Raw genomic sequence first — 17097 nt, 5'->3', positions numbered from 1 at the left:
TTACCTGTTTTTGCAAAGGGTTAGCAAACCAACACTAAGCCTTGTGCAGCTTGGCGATCACACCGCGAAGGTGTTCAATCGCATATTCAATTTCGTCGGCAGTGGTGTAACGGCCAATACTAAAACGCAGCGAGGCTTGCGCTGCTTCATCATCCAAACCAATCGTTTGCAGTACATAGCTGGGCGACATGCTCGCGGAATTACACGCAGAGCCGCTGGAGATCGCCAAATCGCGCAACGAGAGCAGCAACATTTCGCCGTCGGCATTGCTAAACGCGAGATTTAAAATACCGCTGACGCAATCAATACTCGATCCATTGCGTTTAATTCCCGGCAAATCCGCTATGCCTTGCCATAAACGGTCGCGCAATCTTGCAATACGCTCGCAATCTTCATCGAGATGTACAGCCGCTAATCTTGCAGCCTCACCCATACCCACTAATTGATGTGTAGGTAAAGTACCGGAACGCATACCGCGCTCATGGCCACCACCGTGAATTTGTGCAGCGATTTTTACGTCGCCTGAACGGCGCACGTAGAGCGCACCAACACCTTTGGGCCCATAAAATTTATGCGCCGATAGCGACAGCAGGTCTACACCAAGTGTTTTGACATCGACAGGAATTTTCCCCGCGCTTTGTGCAGCATCACAATGAAATAAAATACCGCGCGCCTTACAGACTTCAACTAAATCTTTGATGTCATTAATGCAACCCAACTCATTGTTGACTTGCATGATGCTGACTAAAAATGTATCTGCTTGCAGCGCCGCAGCGAGTGCATCCGCAGTGATAATCCCTTCTGGTGTAGGTTGTAAATATGTGACGCGAAAACCTTGCGCCTCCAACCAACTTGCGGGATCAAGCACGGCTTTATGTTCAATGGCCGACACAACAATATGGCCACCAGCGTGGTGATTGGTGCGATAAGTTTCTGCAACACCTTTGAGCGCAAGATTGTTGGCTTCGGTTGCGCCACTGGTCCAAACGATTTCACGCGGATCTGCATTGATTAAACTGGCAACCTGCGCGCGCGCTTCTTCTACCAGTTCCTCAGCTTGCCAGCCATACACATGGGAGCGGGAGGCAGGGTTGGCGAAGGTGCCATCCAATGTCAGACACTCAACCATCCGCGCCGCCACTTCAGGGGCAACGGGTGTAGTCGCGGCGTAATCTAAATAAATGGGCTTGCGCAAAACAGTGGGTACCTTAACGGTGAAAAACTACAGTGTGAAAAATGGAATTGTAAAAACCAGCTACAAAATTTCACTAATCGCAATATGAGTCTCGTCATTGTGACTGCTTACCACACGCAAATCCTGGCGCTTGCGGACCGATTGGATATCGTTACGTGCAACCAGATCAGCGAGGGTGATATCACTCAAAAACTGATGGATTTGCGCACTTAAATCTTCCCATAAATGATGGGTTAAACAGACTTCGCCTTCATGGCAATTGCCCTTGCCTTCGCAGCGGGTTGCATCGAGCGATTCACTGACCGCATCGACTACCTGGGCGATGGAGATATCGGTAGTGCTGCCCATCAGGCGATAACCACCACCGGGACCCCGTACGCTTTTCACTAATTTAAAATGACGCAAACGCGCGAATAATTGCTCGAGATAAGAGAGGGATATGCCTTGGCGTGCGGAAATATCCGCCAGACTAACAGGCCCCTCATCGCAGTGGAGCGCCAAATCCAACATGGCGGTCACGGCATAGCGGCCTTTGGTGGTAAGTCTCATAGCAGAGAAGCCTCGCTGCAAAATCCCGGTATTAATCTATTGTCGCGAGCGGGAAATAGCACTCAAGTCCAGACGCGACGCCAATTCCGAGTATTTTACTCAAGTATTCACTTTTTTCCAACGCCCAATCACCATAGCAACAAATATCGCCCGGATTACCCAGCCTATTCTGCAGGTTTATCGTCCTTTGTTAGCTCGCGCATAGACTCCAAACCCGGCGCCTTGCCAAATTTAGTCATCACCTTGCCGCTGTAATGGATATAGTTCTGCACCGCTGTGAGCACACCACGCAGGATATTCAGCTCCATCTGGTCCATACGCACACGGTTGTAGAGACGACGCAGGCGGGTCATGGTCTGCTTGGGATTATCACGATCAAGGAAGTTTAATTCAGCAAGGGTTTGCTCAAGATGTTCGTAATAAATTTCCATCGCCTGGGCCTCTACCGGCGGCATATCCCACTGGTGCTGCGGCAGGGTATTGCCTTCGGCCGCCTGCAAATATGCCATGCGGACTTCATAAGTGATGACCTGGACCGCCGTTGCGAGGTTAAGCGAGCTGTAATCTGGATTGGCCGGGATATGCACATGATAATTGCATTTATGCAGTTCTTCGTTGGTCAAGCCGCGATCTTCACGTCCAAATACGATGGCCACCTCATGACTCGCCGCTTCTGCCCACACATTTTCACCGCATTGGCGCGGATCTAACAGCGGCCAAGGGATACGGCGCTCGCGGGCACTGGTGCCCACTACCAGACTACAGCCTGCGATGGCCTCATCCAGTGTTTCAACCACGACGGCATCATCCAAAACATCGGTAGCACCAGCCGAGCGCCACACCGCTTTGTCTGACGGATAATCCTGCGGTGCAACAAGATAAAGGCGAGAAAGCCCCATATTTTTCATCGCCCGCGCCGCGCCGCCAATATTGCCGGGGTGGCTGGTATTGACCAAAACGATACGGATATTGGCAAAAGGCTGGGCTGACATAGGCAAATCTCGGTAACTAAGGGAATATGACGCAGGCGAAGCGATAAAAAGGCGCGCAGTATACAGTCACTTATCACTAGCCTCTAGTGATCACTTGCCGGTATACTGCGCGCCCTCGGCGAGAGGCGCTTATGCCGCCTGCGGTCATGTTCTTTTACAATCCCTACCCCCTGAACAATCAGGTCTGCTGATATCCATGCGATATCCAGTGGCCCATTTAATTGGTGCTTTATGGAACCCATGTTAACGATTGCCTTGCGCGCTGGTCGCAAAGCTGCCGAATTGATTGAGCGCGCATTTGAGCGTGTTGATTTATTAACGATTGAAACCAAAAGCCGCAACGACTATGTCACTGAAGTCGATAAGGCCGCCGAAAAAGAAATTATTTACCACCTCCGTAAAGCCTACCCCGACCACAGTATTCGCGGTGAAGAAGGCGGACATCAACCCGGCAAAAACCCCGATTACGAATGGATTATCGATCCACTCGATGGCACTACCAATTTTATTCACGGGGTACCGCACTTCTCTATCTCCATCGCCTGCAAATACAAAGGCCAGATCGAACACGCCGTTGTTATCGACCCCATCAAACGCGAAGAATTTACTGCCAGCCGTGGCCGTGGTGCTGCATTGAATGGCCGTCGCCTGCGTGTTTCTACCCGTCGCAACCTTGAAGGCGCGCTGATAGGTACTGGCATCCCCTTTAGTGGCTATGCGCTCGAACATATCGGCCCTTACCTCGCCTGCGTGCAAGAAATTGCCGGGCAGACCTCCGGTATCCGCCGCGCCGGTTCAGCTGCATTGGATTTGGCTTATGTAGCAGCTGGCCGCTTTGATGCATTCTGGGAAATGAATTTAAACGAGTGGGATATCGCGGGTGGAATCTTGTTAGTAAAAGAAGCCGGCGGTTTGATCAGCGACTTTAATGGCGGTGCGGATTATTTGGAAACCGGTCACATTGTATGCGGCTCGCCCAAAGTATTTAAGCCGATCCTGCAGATCGTGCAAAAAAATCTGGGGCACCTGAAATAAGTTTTTTTAGCAAACCCAAATGAAAAACGGCGAGCCTTGGCTCGCCGTTTTTCATTCATCCAAACTGATTTACCGCTCAGGATGCAACGCAATCGAATCCCAGCTTGCACAGATAATGCGATCCAACATCGCATCATCAACGGCAACAAACCCTTGCAGCGATTTGCGCGCAATTTCAAAATAGGGTTCAAACGCTAGCGAAAATAAAATTTCGTCTGGAAAGTTTTTCAGCATCTGCTGTTCGCGCCCGCGCAGGAAAAAAGTAAAGAGCGGCTCCAATACCACCTTCGCCTCTTCATGGCGGCTGCGCAGCAAATCCGCAGGTAGATGATCAAACTGCCCCTTGCTCAATATCATCGCTGGATGACGTTTAAATAGCGCCCAAAAGTTCACGCACATTTGATGGAATTGCTGCTGCAAGCTTAGCTCCCTCCCCAATGAAACAAACACTTCCCGCCCCACAGTTTCAATAATCTGGCTGTGCAATTTTTTAATCAGATCTTCGCGATCCTCAAAATATAAATACACCGTACCCGTGGCGACGCCCGCCTCTTTGGCGACATCACGGATTGAAAAACCGTGGAAGCCGCGACTCGCCAAGAGGTTTAATGTTGCATCAAGAATGATATCGCACTTGTTCATGATGACACCGAATCATCCGGTTTCGGAGCAGCGGGAAACCAGCGCTGCGCCAAACGGAAGACCACCACAAAAAATACCGGCACAAAGAAAATGGCAAGCACAGTGGCAGAAAACATTCCACCAAACACCCCGGTACCAATCGCATTCTGGCTACCGGAACCAGCGCCCGAACTAATCACCAAGGGTGTTACGCCGAGCATAAACGCCAGTGAGGTCATAATAATCGGGCGTAGACGCATACGCACCGCCTCCATAGTTGCTTGCACCAAATCCATTCCCTCCTCATATAACGCTTTGGCGAACTCCACAATCAAAATTGCATTTTTTGCTGCAAGGCCGATGGTGGTTAACAAACCCACTTGGAAATACACATCGTTGGATAACCCGCGCCCCATTGCAAATAACACCGCCCCTATTACACCGAGAGGCACCACCAGAATCACTGCAAAAGGGACTGACCAACTTTCATAAAGTGCCGCCAAACATAAAAATACAATCAGGATGGAGAGCGCATACAACAGCGGTGCTTGATTACCAGACTCGCGCTCCTGAAATGACATCCCCGTCCATTGATAACCTATACCCGCTGGTAATTTCGCCACAATTTCCTCTGCCGCCAGCATCGCATCGCCCGAGCTAACACCTGGTGCGCCCTGCCCGATAATATTGAGCGAAGACACACCGTTGTAGCGTTCAAGACGTGGCGACCCATAAATCCAACGGCCCGATGTAAACGCCGAGAAAGGTACCATTTCACCTTTGCTATTGCGCACGTACCAATTTTTTACATCTTCCGGCAACATGCGGTATTGGGCATCGCCTTGCACAAATACTTTTTTCACGCGGCCTTTATCGATAAAGTCATTTACATAAGATGCAGCCCAGGCAGTGGAAAAAATGCTGTTTATATCGGTCAACGAAACACCCAGTGCCGTCGCTTTTTCCTGATCGACATCCAACTTAAATTGTGGGTTATCTTCTTGCCCATTGGGACGCACACCGACTAAACGTTTGTCCTGTGCCGCCATTCCGAGAAATTGATTGCGCGCTTGCATTAATGCTTCATGCCCCAAACCGCCCAAATCCTGCAACTGCAAATTAAATCCGGATGAAGTGCCCAACTGGGTAATCGCAGGTGGCACAAAGGGGAATACCATTGCATCTTTAATTTGGGAGAAGGCACCCATCGCACGCGCCGCAATACTTTGCACGTGCTGCGATTCATCGGTGCGCTCGCTCCAATCTTTCATGCCGACAAACGCGATGCCGTTATTTTGCCCACGCCCGCTAAAACTGAATCCAATTACCGAGAAAACAGAACGCACATTATCTTTTTCGTTTTCAAGATAATGTTTTTCAATTTGATCCATAACCACCATAGAGCGCTCTTTGGTTGCGCCAACTGGTAAGGTCATTTGGGTAAACATAATGCCCTGGTCTTCATCCGGCAAAAATGAACTTGGCAGACGGGTGAATAAAAAACCGAGCACCAATACAATCGCCACGTAGATCACCATGTAACGACCGGTTTTACCCAACATCGAACTAACACCAGACTGATATTTAGTGGTCGCATTATTAAAATTGCGATTAAACCAGCCGAAGAAACCCCGCTTTTCGTAGTGATCGTGTTTTACTGGTTTTAGTAGAGATGCGCAGAGTGCAGGTGTGAGCGTGAGTGCAACAATCACTGACAACACCATCGCTGACACAATGGTGATGGAGAACTGGCGATAAATAACTCCGGTGGATCCACCAAAAAATGCCATAGGCACAAACACGGCAGATAACACCAACGCAATACCAATTAATGCACCCGTAATTTGCTGCATGGATTTGCGTGTTGCCTCGCGCGGTGAAAGCCCCTCCTCTGCCATCACTCGCTCAACGTTTTCCACCACTACGATGGCATCATCTACCAACAATCCAATTGCTAGCACCATCGCAAACATGGTGAGCGTATTAATGGAATAACCAAATACGGACAGGACAGCAAATGTACCGAGCAACACTACCGGCACCGCAATCGTGGGAATTAAGGTTGCGCGGAAATTTTGCAGGAATAAATACATCACTAAAAACACCAACACAATCGCTTCGATGAGCGTGTGCACCACCGCTTCAATCGATAGTTTTACAAAGGGCGTGGTGTCAAAGGGATAAACAACTTCCAAACTCTGCGGAAAAAAGCCTTGCAGCTCAGCGATACGTTTGCGCACCACATCTGCAGTGTCCAGAGCGTTAGCACCCGCGGCGAGGGTGATCGCCAAACCAGTGGCAGGACGATTATTGTATTCCGTTTCAAATTGATAATTTTCACCACCGAGCTCAACGCGCGCCACATCACCTAAACGAATTTGCGAACCATCCTGATTCACACGCAATAAAATATTGCGAAATTGCTCCGGCGTGGAAAGACGGGTTTGCACCACGATACTGGCGTTAATTTGTTGCCCCGGCAGCGCTGGAGTACCACCTAATTCGCCTGCAGCAATTTGCGCATTTTGCGCTCGTATCGCCGTAGCCACATCGACAGTAGTGAGTTTGTAAGTGGCAAGTTTATTGGCATCCAACCAAATACGCATCGCGTATTGCGAACCGAACAATGTTATCTGCCCAACACCATTAACGCGACTTAATTGATCCTGCACGTTGGCGGCCACATAGTCAGCAATATCGTATTTATCCATGCTGCCATCAGCAGAAACAAAACCGATCACCATCAAAAAACCGGCTGATGATTTTGTAACGCGAATGCCCTGCTGCTGCACTTCTTGCGGCAACAATGGCATAGCCGTCTGCAATTTATTTTGCACTTGTACCTGCGCAATATCTGGATCAGTGCCCGCTAAAAATGTCAGCGTCACTTCACCGCGGCCACTGGCATCACTGGTCGATGACATGTATTGCACATTGTCGATACCGGTAAGGCCCTGCTCAATAATTTGTATAACCGTATCTTGCACAGTTTGCGCGGAAGCTCCGGGGTAAGAAGCGCTAATACTCACTGCTGGTGGCGCCACTTCCGGATATTGCGCTATAGGCAATTTAAAAATCGACAGCGCGCCCGCCAACATAATGATGATGGAAATAACCCACGCAAATACGGGGCGATCAATAAAAAATCTGGCCATGTCGTTTACTCCCCGGCCTTGCTGCTAGCCGCCGCCGCTTTGGCGGGTGCTCCCGGCTTCACTTTTTGCAAGCCTTCAACAATCACCTGATCGCCCACAGCCAAACCTTCCAACACCAACCACTGGTCGCCCACTGCACGGCCGGTTTTTAATTGGCGCAGCTCAACCACGCCTTCTTTATTAATCACCATGGCAGTTGCATTGCCAGTGCGATCACGCGTAATGCCACGCTGAGGTGCCAGCAAAGAATTAGCGCGCACACCTTCGTCCAATTGCGTGCGCACAAACATGCCAGGCAATAACAACCGATCCGGGTTGGGAAATTGCGCGCGCAAAATAACGGTGCCCGTCGATTCATTTACACCCACTTCGGCAAATTGCAAACTGCCTTCGTGCTCGTAGACTGAACCGTCATCCAACAGCAGGCGCACTTTGGCGCTCTCTGTCTTTGCAACATCGCCTTTAATCATTTCACGGCGCAGTTGTAACAATTCCTCTGCCGATTGGGAAACATCGACATAAATGGGGTCCAGCTGCATGATACTGGCCAACACATCGGCCTGACCTGCATTAACCAAGGCACCTTCAGTCACAGACGATTTACTGATAACACCATCAATCGGAGCCAACACTTTGGTGTACTTAAGATTGATCTGCGCCGTCTCCACTGCAGCTTTTGCCGCTGCAACATTCGCTTTGGTCTGGCCGAAATTAGCTAAGGCATCATCGTAGTCTTGCTGGCTGATAGCCTTCATTGAGTTCAGATTTTTGTAACGAGCCTCCTTCGCCTTTGCGGCGGCCAGATTGGCATCTGCGCGGGCCAGCTCTGCTTGTGCACTACTCAGCGCAGCTTGGTAGGTTGCAGGATCTATTTGGTACAAGGGTGTACCCGCCTTGATTTCAGCACCTTCCACAAACAAGCGTTTCTGGATAATTCCACTCACTTGCGGGCGCACTTCCGCCTTGCGGTAAGCTGAGGTGCGACCCGGCAATTCAACTTGCAGAGGCACATCAGACGCACTCAAAGTCACCACTCCTACCTCAATTGGTGCCGGAGCAGCCGCAGTTGCCGGTGTCTTGGTGTCGCATGCAGATAGCGCCAACCCCATGAATCCTATGGCAAAAATTGCCCGATACCGAATAACTGGGAACATGGTGAACTCCTTAAAGTGCGTTAATGCGAGACTGAATAAAAGGCTGGACTGAGGGGGAAACGATATACCTTCTGAAAAATGAACAAATGTTCATTGCTGGATAATAGACAGCTTTGCCGCTAAAACCACGAACATTTGCATTTGTTAACGATTGTGATTAAAGGCTGGAAGTGAAAGAGGAAAAACCGGTGCTTAAAAAGAATAAGCACCAGTTAAAAGAGCTTGGGAATCAATGGTCATGCAGGAGCTTGTTAAATACTTCAATCAAACGATGAATATCCACCGGTTTGGTCAGGTAATCGTAAAAACCCGCATTGCGCCCGCGCTCAACATCGTAAGGCATGGCATTCGCCGACAAACCAATCACCGGAACTGCACGTGTATCAGGATCATTTTTTAATACACTCAGGACCTCGTAACCATCCATTCCCGGCAAGTTGATATCCAATATCACCAAATCCGGCTGCGTACTGCGCGCTTTATAAATACCCAAAAACGCCTCTTCCGCAACATCTAATTCAAGCTGAGGATAGCGCGCGAAGATTTGCTGCAGTAGACGGATATTGGTTGGGTTATCTTCTACATACAGGACTTTGCAACGACGTTTTACATTGAGCGATGCGGGAGTGTAATCCTTGTTGGTCGAGGTGCGCACAATTGAATCAGCATTCCATTCTGTGGCCATTGGTAAGTCGATCCAGAAAGTAGTCCCCATACCTTCAGCACTGGTGAAATCAAGATACCCCTGCATCATCTCCACTAATTGTTTGGTGATCACCAACCCCACTCCTGAGCCCTCAATATTGGTATTTTCCGCCGTCAAACGGTTAAAGGGCTGGAAGACTTCACTTTGGCGCTGCAGAGGAATACCGCGCCCGGTATCGCGCACACTGATACGCAATTGCTGCCCGGGTTGCGCAATAAGTTTTACTTCAACCTCGCCGCCCACATAATTATATTTCACCGCATTACTCAGCAAATTCAGGAGCGCCTGCTTAAAACGGACGTGATCGGCAATAACATAGGTATTGGAAAATTCAGCAAGCAATGAAGATAAACGAATCCCTTTGGCGTCCGCTTGTGGCTGCACTAAGGTAAAACATTCAGTAATCAAGCGTGAGACCAATACCGGCTCAAGCGATACCGTCATATTGCCCGATTCGATTTTGGCCAAGTCCAACACATCATTAATCAACTGCAGTAAATGTTCGCCCGCTTTGCGGATTTCGCGCACGTTATCAATTTGTTGGGTTTTTAAATTGCCGTCGTATTCAAATAATTGGGTGTAGCCCAAAATTGCATTGAGCGGTGTGCGCAATTCGTGGCTCATACTCGACAAAAAATCGGACTTGGCGCGGTTGGCTTTTTCAGCTTGTTCTTTGGCCTGGATAACGCGCTCTTCTGCACGCTTTACTTCGGTAATATCCATATTGCTACCCGACATCATAATCGGCTGGCCTTTTTCATTAAACACGGCGCGTCCACGACCGCGAATCCACCGAATTTCACCCTGGGTGCTGATAAGCCGGTACTCCACATCAAAGGGCGCGCGACCAGCCATGTGCTCAACCAGTGCATTATCAAACTTGGATAAATCTTGCGGATAAATATGTTTGCGCCAAATTTTTAAGCGGTCTTCACCCTCGGTGAGTACATCATCCAGATCGTCATAACCTAATAATTCCCAGCAACGATGGGAAAAGTGGAAGCCGCCGCGATCGGCATACCATTCCCATATACCATCACTGGATGCCTGGATAATCCGCACCTGACGCGCCTCACTCTCGCGTAGTGCTGCCTCTACCTTTTTAATTTCAGTGATATCAAAATTCACGCCCGACATAATCCTCGCGTGGCCATGTTCATCGCGAAGCGAGTCGGCACGGACTTGCGTCCAAATATAATCGCCCATTTTAGTTCGGATGCGATAGGAGACATCGAGCGGTTTGCCACTACGCAAATGCTGGCGCGCGGCCTCGATTGCAAATTCGCGATCATCGGGATGCATATAAGTCAGCACTTTAGAGGCATCGCTAATACTTTCCGCATCCTCAGGACCGTAACCTAAACGCTCCCAGAACCCGCCCGACCATTCGATGTGCTGGGTTTGCAAATCCCACTCCCAAAAACCATAACCACTACCATTAAAAATACGCTGGAAACGTCCCACAGTGGTACGTAACAACTCAATATCATCACTTAATTGCAGCGCTGGACTAAAACTAATGTGCTCGATCATAGAAATTATTAGCGAGTTAAGGGAAATTGGTTGGACGATACCCGAGATATCCCGATTGTACAATCGCAGTAAAAACGAGGGGGCATAAACAACAACAGCGCCTATTGGCGCTGTTGTTTGATGACATTAAAAAAGCTGAGGATTAGGGGATTTCATCAAGCTCAGTACCATCTTCTGCTTTAGCTTTTGGCATCAAATCTTCTTTGGTGATACCCAATGCCGCAGTGATATTTGCACAGATATAAACTGATGAGTAAGTACCGGCAACAATACCGATAATCAGCGCCAGAGCAAAACCTTGCAAGACTTCACCGGCGATAAAATACAAACAAAACAACACAATAAACACCGACGCAGACGTCATAATAGTACGGCCAAGCGTTTGGGTGATGGAGATATTGATCACCTCGTGTGGATCTGTTTTACGCAGGATGCGGAAATTTTCACGGATGCGATCGTAGATAACGATGGTATCGTTGATGGAGTAACCGATCAGCGCAAGGATTGCCGCCAGCACAGTCAAATCAAAATCCCAGTGGAAAAATGCGAAGAAACCCAAGGTAACAATAACGTCGTGAACCAAACCAATAATAGCGCCGGTTGAAAATTTCCATTGGAATTGTACGGCAACGTAAAGGAATACCAAGGCAAAGGCCACCAGCATTCCCAAGCCACCTTGATCGCGTAACTCATCACCAATTTGCGGCCCAACAAACTCGCTGCTGCGCAATTGAATTTTAGCGCCGGTTGCCTGTTCAATATCAGCGATTATCTGATTCAGATAGACAGAGTCAATTGAGTTTTCAACTACTACCAAGGTTTTACCTTCACGAGACTGGTATTCAACACGGCCATAAATTTCCGCAGAAAACAACGCTTTTTGTTGCAGCGCCTCTGCACTCACATTGGCAATCACCAAGGTATCTGCAAAACCTTCAAGCTCGCGTGCCGGACGCTCGATACCTTCCAATGCTGCCCCGGAGCCCAAGGCCGCAATTTGCGTAGTGAGTTTTTCCTGCGCTTTTACTTTCATTTGATCCTGGGTGCGAATCATGACTTCCTGATCGGAACCGAAGAGCACCGCGACCGGGCTTTTCAGTTCCTCTTTTTCCAGCACATCGCGGATTTTATCCAAATCTGCAGGGCGATCGAGTAACAGCTCAAGCTGTGACCCACCGGTAAAATCCAAACCCAGTTTCAAACCATTAATCGCCAATGATGCAAGAGAAATAATGACTATGATGATGGACAAGGCGGAGGTGTAGTGTCTAACCCCCATAAAATCGATAATGCGTAATTCCTTAGTCATAGCAGTGATCTCTTAAATCGAAATTTTCTGTAAGTTTTTACGGCCGCCATATACCAAATTGGCAAGGGCGCGACTGCAGCTGACCGAGGCATACATAGTAGTGAGAATACCTACAATCAAGGTAACCGCGAAACCTTTGATCGGGCCTGTACCTATCGCAAACAAAATCACACCCACAATCAAGGTAGTCAGGTTGGCATCGAGAATGGTAATGAATGCACGTTCGTAACCCGCATAAATTGCTTGTTGCGGCGAGGCGCCATTTTTAAGTTCTTCACGGATACGCGAGTGAATTAACACGTTGGCATCTACCGCCATACCAATCGTTAATACGATACCGGCAATACCAGGTAATGTGAGCGTTGCGCCAAACATCGACAACATAGTGATCATCAGCAGCAGGTTAAGTGCCAATGCAATGTTGGCGAAAATACCGAACATGCGATACACCACGAGCATAAACAGCACTACCAGACCGAAGCCCCACAGAGTTGCATCAACACCATTTTTAATGTTTTCTGCCCCGAGCGATGGACCAATTGTACGCTCTTCCACAAAGTGCATAGGTGCGGCCAAAGCACCGGCACGCAGCAAAAGCGCAAGTTCTGATGCTTCTGCGGGGTTATCCAAACCGGTAATGCGGAACTGCACACCCAACGCACTTTGAATTGTCGCAAGGCTGATAACTTTGCGCTCAACGTATTGCGTCATTTTTTCTACATCTTCACCCGCTGCATTTTTGACAATTTGCGTTCGGGTTTTGTATTCGATAAACAGGATACCCATTTGACGGCCAACGTTATTGCGGGTCACGCGGTGCATATGCGTTCCACCCAGGCTATCCAGCGTAATATTCACTTGGGGCTGATTGGTTTCCGGATCAAAACTGCTCGTAGCATTAGCAACGCGATCACCAGTTACAATAAGTTGTTTTTCCAAAACTGCATTGCCGCGCTGCATTTGCATCAGCTCGTCTTTGAAGGGGAACTCTTCTTTATTGGAAACCAAGGTATCGGGCGATGCGCCCAAACGGAATTCAAGGTTGGCGGTTTTACCGATCACACGCTTGGCTTCTGCAGGGTCTTGAATACCGGCGAGCTGCACGATAATCCGGCTGCGTCCCTGGCGCTGAACCATTGGTTCAGATACGCCCAATTCGTTAACGCGGTTGCGCAAAGTGATCAGGTTTTGGCTAACAGCATAATCTTCAATTTCGCGCACGCCTGCTTCGGTAAAATTAGCAGCAAAGGTAAATTCACCTGCGGTTTGCTCGCTATCGGGAGTAGTAAACAGCATGGTGGGATAATCACCGCGCAACAAACTTAATGCTTCGTCACGCGCTTCTTCTGAGCGGAAGCGCGCGGTGATTTGATTATCTTTCTGCGCAACAACCGATGCGTAACGCACCTTGGCTTTGCGCATCTTGTCTTTCATATCGTCAGCATTGATCTCCTGACGTTTGGCGACTGCAGAAGCGGTATCCACCTCCAGTAAAAAGTGCACGCCGCCCGCAAGGTCAAGGCCCAACTTTAGGGGCGAAGCACCCAAAGACTGCAGCCATGCTGGTGTAGTTGGTGCTGTATTTAAAGCGACCACATAACCATCACCCAATGCTTGCTGCACAATTTTACGCGCAACCATTTGTTGCTCAACATCCTTAATGCGCAACATGGCGGTCTTGGCAGTCACTTCTCCACCAAACGCTTCAATGTTGGCGGCTTTTAGCGCTGCCTCCATTTTTGCCAGTACAGGTGCATCGATAACTTTTGCACTCGAATCACCCGAGACTTGCAACGCGGGATCTGGCGCATAGAGGTTAGGGATTGAGTAGATAATACCGATCACAGCAAAAAACAGCAGCAAGAGGTATTTCCAGAGCGGGTAGCGATTTAACATAGGTTTTCCCAACTTATCAGCGGCGGGTTTTAAAGTCGTTTCGATTCGCTGTACCGCTCAAATCGTGCACTTCTCATTCGCCTTATTTCTACTTGCGCACAGCAACAGAAAGTTACTGCGGTATGGTCAAGGGCGCCGGATTATACCCTTTAATTGGCGTACAACAACGGTGCAGCACTCATTGTGTGGGTTCTGGCGGTACTTCCGAGCCCTGGCGACCATAAAAGTCGACTAAAAAAGCATCAAAAGTGTTATCGCTCAATGCCTTGCGCATATCCGCCATGATTTTTTGGTAGTAGCGCAGGTTATGAATTGTGTTCAATTGTGCGCCCAGCATCTCGTTGCATTTGTCCAAATGGTGCAGATAAGAACGCGAGAAATTTTTGCAGGTATAACAGTCACATTGCGCATCAAGCGGACCGGTATCGTCGCGATATTTAGCATTGCGCAGCTTGATCACTCCTTCGCTGGTGAATAAGTGACCGTTGCGCGCATTGCGAGTAGGCATAACGCAATCAAACATATCCACACCGCGACGCACACCTTCCACCAAATCCGCTGGCTTGCCCACACCCATCAAATAGCGCGGCTTGTGCTTAGGCATTTGCGGCGTAAGGCTTTCGAGAATGCGCAGCATATCTTCTTTGGGTTCGCCGACCGACAAACCGCCAATCGCATAACCATCAAACCCAATTTCCACTAAACCGGTCAGGGATTCGGTGCGCAGATTTTCATACATGCCACCCTGCACGATTCCGAATAACGCCGAGGGGTTATCACCGTGGGCGATCTTGGAACGCTTGGCCCAGCGCAGCGACAATTCCATCGAGTCACGCGCTTCATGAATAGTCGCCGGATAGGGCGTGCACTCGTCAAAAATCATAACGATGTCAGAACCCAAATCGCGCTGCACTTGCATCGACTCTTCAGGCCCCATAAACACTTTGCTGCCGTTAATGGGCGATTTAAAAGTCACACCGTCTTCGGTAATTTTGCGCAACTTACCCAAGCTGAAAACCTGAAAGCCACCGGAGTCGGTCAGGATAGGGCCTTTCCACTGCATAAAATCGTGGAGGTCACCGTGCGCCTTTATCACTTCAGTACCGGGGCGCAACATTAAATGAAAGGTGTTACCAAGAATGATATGGGCACCTATGTCTTCCACATCGCGCGGGGTCATACCCTTCACAGTGCCGTAGGTTCCTACAGGCATAAATGCCGGAGTCTCGACTGTGCCGCGCGGAAACTTCAAACGGCCACGACGCGCCCTGCCCGTCTGGCTATCTAATTCAAATTCCATAAAACATTGGTTAGTCACGATCTTCTCTCTCGGCTCAGATAAGTAGTATTCAAACAGACCCGCCAACTGGTTGCTGCGCGGCCGCAGGATTGCGGGTGATAAACATGGCATCGCCATAACTGAAAAAACGGTATTGCTGTGCAACAGCTTCTTTGTAAGCAGCCATGGTAAAACCATATCCAGCAAAAGCCGACACCAACATAATCAAGGTAGATTCGGGCAAATGGAAGTTGGTCACCAACGCATCGACCACCTGAAACTGGTAGCCAGGATAAATAAAAATACTGGTCTCACCCTGATAAGGATGGATCGCGCCTTTTTGAGAAGAATCCGCATATCCCTGCGCGGCCGATTCCAAACTGCGCACGCTGGTAGTACCTACGGCGATAACGCGCTTGCCCGCCGCCCTGGTTGCGCGCACCCGCTCACACACCTCGGGTGACACATCCATAATTTCCGAGTGCATCTGGTGCTCGGCAATATTATCGACACGCATATTCTGGAAAGTGCCCGCTCCCACATGCAAAGTCACAAACGCGATATTCACGCCTTTTGCACGCAGCTGCTCCAACATCAATTCATCAAAATGCAAACCGGCGGTAGGTGCAGCAACAGCACCCTGCTCTTTGCTATACACGGTTTGATAGCGCTCGCGGTCGGCAGCAACATTGTCTCTATCTATATAAGGAGGCAATGGCATATGGCCGATACGATCCAACACGACCAACGCCGAATCATCACCCAGAAATTCCCACTCGAACATCGCATCGTGACGGGCAACCAATTGCACGCGGGTGCCATCCTGCAATATCACCTGCGAATCCACCTTGGGTGCTTTGCTTGCACGGGTATGGGCGAGCACGCGGCGATTATCCAACACGCGCTCCACCAGAATTTCCACCTGCCCGCCCGATGTTTTCTGACCGAACAAGCGCGCCGGAATCACGCGGGTATTGTTAAACACCATCAAATCACCCGGCTCGACCAGATTGAGCAGATCGGGAAATTGCCCATGGGCAAGCTGCCCACTCCGGCCATCCAAATGCAATAAACGACTACCCCGCCGCTCTGCAGCAGGTGCACGGGCGATAAGGGCATTAGGTAACTCGTATGAAAAATCCTGGCGGCGCATAACAGTCAGATAGAGTAAATAAGGTTGGCGTGAAAAAGGTCGGCAGGGTAACCCAATTTAGGGCTCTTGCAAAATCAAGCGCCGAGGGAATCGCTCTAATTAGGACGCCGGATTTTGAATCCGACGCGTCTCCTGACTCTCAGGATAGACAGTGGAAGGCGGCAGCAACCGTAATAATCAACCGCTTTTTGATCAACTTGCCTAGTAATTGAATCAAATGGATTACTGATTAAGGGCTTTATGAAGTTTTCGTAATTAGTGTTTGACAGACAGGCGCAAATCATTAAAATGCGCACCACTCGCCAGTGTGGCGGAATTGGTAGACGCACCGGATTCAAAATCCGGCGCCCTTAAAGCGTGTCGGTTCGAGTCCGACCACTGGCACCAAATCCGAAAGGGGCTTACAGCAATGTAAGCCCCTTTTTTTGCTTTATATCTACAACCTGTGGCAGTGGAAGTCGCCCGGCCCGCCGGGGAAAAATCTCGCAACGTCAGACTAGCGCTCAACCATGCACTAAAA

The 17097-nt window shown here is 49.3% G+C and carries 12 protein-coding genes and 1 tRNA gene; 2 read left to right on the top strand and 11 right to left on the bottom strand.

All coding sequences use genetic code 11. The features are described from left to right. Positions 1 to 34: 34 nt before the first annotated feature. The 3 genes from J2X05_RS05455 to trmJ all read right to left on the bottom strand — a co-directional run bounded on the left by J2X05_RS05455 (position 35) and on the right by trmJ (position 2736). Positions 35 to 1195 (bottom strand): IscS subfamily cysteine desulfurase, encoded by a 1161-nt coding sequence (locus tag J2X05_RS05455; protein ID WP_310069772.1) that lies wholly within the window; start codon positions 1193 to 1195, stop codon positions 35 to 37. Between the two features lie 60 nt (positions 1196 to 1255). Further along, positions 1256 to 1744 carry a Fe-S cluster assembly transcriptional regulator IscR gene (gene iscR, locus J2X05_RS05450; RefSeq protein ID WP_310069769.1) on the bottom strand — a complete coding sequence of 163 codons (489 nt, stop codon included), beginning with the start codon at positions 1742 to 1744 and terminating at the stop codon, positions 1256 to 1258. Between the two features lie 164 nt (positions 1745 to 1908). Continuing rightward, a complete protein-coding gene (trmJ, locus tag J2X05_RS05445; RefSeq protein WP_310069768.1) occupies positions 1909 to 2736 on the bottom strand; it encodes a tRNA (cytosine(32)/uridine(32)-2'-O)-methyltransferase TrmJ in 828 nt (275 codons plus the stop codon). A gap of 231 nt (positions 2737 to 2967) precedes the next feature. On the opposite strand from trmJ, the gene J2X05_RS05440 reads away from it, so the two are divergent. After that, on the top strand, positions 2968 to 3771 hold the full coding sequence (locus J2X05_RS05440) for an inositol monophosphatase family protein (RefSeq protein WP_310069766.1): 804 nt from the start codon (positions 2968 to 2970) through the stop codon (positions 3769 to 3771). A 69-nt stretch (positions 3772 to 3840) separates the two neighbouring features. Here the strand turns inward: J2X05_RS05440 and J2X05_RS05435 are convergent, their stop codons facing one another. The 8 genes from J2X05_RS05435 to queA form a co-directional block, all read right to left on the bottom strand. Next, positions 3841 to 4413 (bottom strand): TetR/AcrR family transcriptional regulator, encoded by a 573-nt coding sequence (locus tag J2X05_RS05435; protein ID WP_310069762.1) that lies wholly within the window; start codon positions 4411 to 4413, stop codon positions 3841 to 3843. Continuing rightward, positions 4410 to 7547: an efflux RND transporter permease subunit gene (locus J2X05_RS05430; RefSeq protein ID WP_310069759.1), complete on the bottom strand. Its 3138-nt coding sequence runs from the start codon at positions 7545 to 7547 to the stop codon at positions 4410 to 4412. The genes J2X05_RS05435 and J2X05_RS05430 overlap by 4 nt, the downstream gene beginning before the upstream one ends. A gap of 5 nt (positions 7548 to 7552) precedes the next feature. Next, complete coding sequence (locus J2X05_RS05425) at positions 7553 to 8701, bottom strand: efflux RND transporter periplasmic adaptor subunit (protein ID WP_310069757.1); 1149 nt, start codon at positions 8699 to 8701, stop codon at positions 7553 to 7555. A 229-nt stretch (positions 8702 to 8930) separates the two neighbouring features. Then, on the bottom strand, positions 8931 to 10940 hold the full coding sequence (locus J2X05_RS05420; RefSeq protein ID WP_310069756.1) for a hybrid sensor histidine kinase/response regulator: 2010 nt from the start codon (positions 10938 to 10940) through the stop codon (positions 8931 to 8933). A gap of 142 nt (positions 10941 to 11082) precedes the next feature. Then, on the bottom strand, positions 11083 to 12249 hold the full coding sequence (gene secF, locus J2X05_RS05415) for a protein translocase subunit SecF (protein WP_310069754.1): 1167 nt from the start codon (positions 12247 to 12249) through the stop codon (positions 11083 to 11085). 12 nt (positions 12250 to 12261) lie between these two features. Continuing rightward, complete coding sequence (secD, locus tag J2X05_RS05410; RefSeq protein ID WP_310069753.1) at positions 12262 to 14145, bottom strand: protein translocase subunit SecD; 1884 nt, start codon at positions 14143 to 14145, stop codon at positions 12262 to 12264. Positions 14146 to 14323: 178 nt separating this feature from the next. Continuing rightward, positions 14324 to 15445, bottom strand: coding sequence for a tRNA guanosine(34) transglycosylase Tgt (gene tgt / locus J2X05_RS05405; RefSeq protein WP_310071309.1), 1122 nt, complete (start codon positions 15443 to 15445; stop codon positions 14324 to 14326). 49 nt (positions 15446 to 15494) lie between these two features. Continuing rightward, positions 15495 to 16577 carry a tRNA preQ1(34) S-adenosylmethionine ribosyltransferase-isomerase QueA gene (gene queA, locus J2X05_RS05400; protein WP_310069750.1) on the bottom strand — a complete coding sequence of 361 codons (1083 nt, stop codon included), beginning with the start codon at positions 16575 to 16577 and terminating at the stop codon, positions 15495 to 15497. A gap of 301 nt (positions 16578 to 16878) precedes the next feature. Here queA and J2X05_RS05395 point away from each other — a divergent pair. Next, positions 16879 to 16964, top strand: a tRNA-Leu gene (locus J2X05_RS05395). Positions 16965 to 17097 lie beyond the last annotated feature (133 nt).

Source organism: Cellvibrio fibrivorans, assembly GCF_031457055.1.
Lineage (GTDB): Bacteria > Pseudomonadota > Gammaproteobacteria > Pseudomonadales > Cellvibrionaceae > Cellvibrio > Cellvibrio fibrivorans.
The sequence above is the reverse complement of the archived record's forward strand: the minus strand, read 5'-3'. Positions and strand labels throughout refer to the sequence as shown.

Bases quoted from the DNA above. Each gene is read 5' to 3' on its own strand.
- iscR (WP_310069769.1), bottom strand. From the start codon at position 1,744: ATGAGACTTACCACCAAAGGCCGCTATGCCGTGACCGCCATGTTGGAT.
- trmJ (WP_310069768.1), bottom strand. From the start codon at position 2,736: ATGTCAGCCCAGCCTTTTGCCAATATCCGTATCGTTTTGGTCAATACC.
- J2X05_RS05440 (WP_310069766.1), top strand. From the start codon at position 2,968: ATGGAACCCATGTTAACGATTGCCTTGCGCGCTGGTCGCAAAGCTGCC.
- J2X05_RS05435 (WP_310069762.1), bottom strand. From the start codon at position 4,413: ATGAACAAGTGCGATATCATTCTTGATGCAACATTAAACCTCTTGGCG.
- J2X05_RS05430 (WP_310069759.1), bottom strand. From the start codon at position 7,547: ATGGCCAGATTTTTTATTGATCGCCCCGTATTTGCGTGGGTTATTTCC.
- J2X05_RS05425 (WP_310069757.1), bottom strand. From the start codon at position 8,701: ATGTTCCCAGTTATTCGGTATCGGGCAATTTTTGCCATAGGATTCATG.
- J2X05_RS05420 (WP_310069756.1), bottom strand. From the start codon at position 10,940: ATGATCGAGCACATTAGTTTTAGTCCAGCGCTGCAATTAAGTGATGAT.
- secF (WP_310069754.1), bottom strand. From the start codon at position 12,249: ATGACTAAGGAATTACGCATTATCGATTTTATGGGGGTTAGACACTAC.
- secD (WP_310069753.1), bottom strand. From the start codon at position 14,145: ATGTTAAATCGCTACCCGCTCTGGAAATACCTCTTGCTGCTGTTTTTT.
- tgt (WP_310071309.1), bottom strand. From the start codon at position 15,445: ATGGAATTTGAATTAGATAGCCAGACGGGCAGGGCGCGTCGTGGCCGT.
- queA (WP_310069750.1), bottom strand. From the start codon at position 16,577: ATGCGCCGCCAGGATTTTTCATACGAGTTACCTAATGCCCTTATCGCC.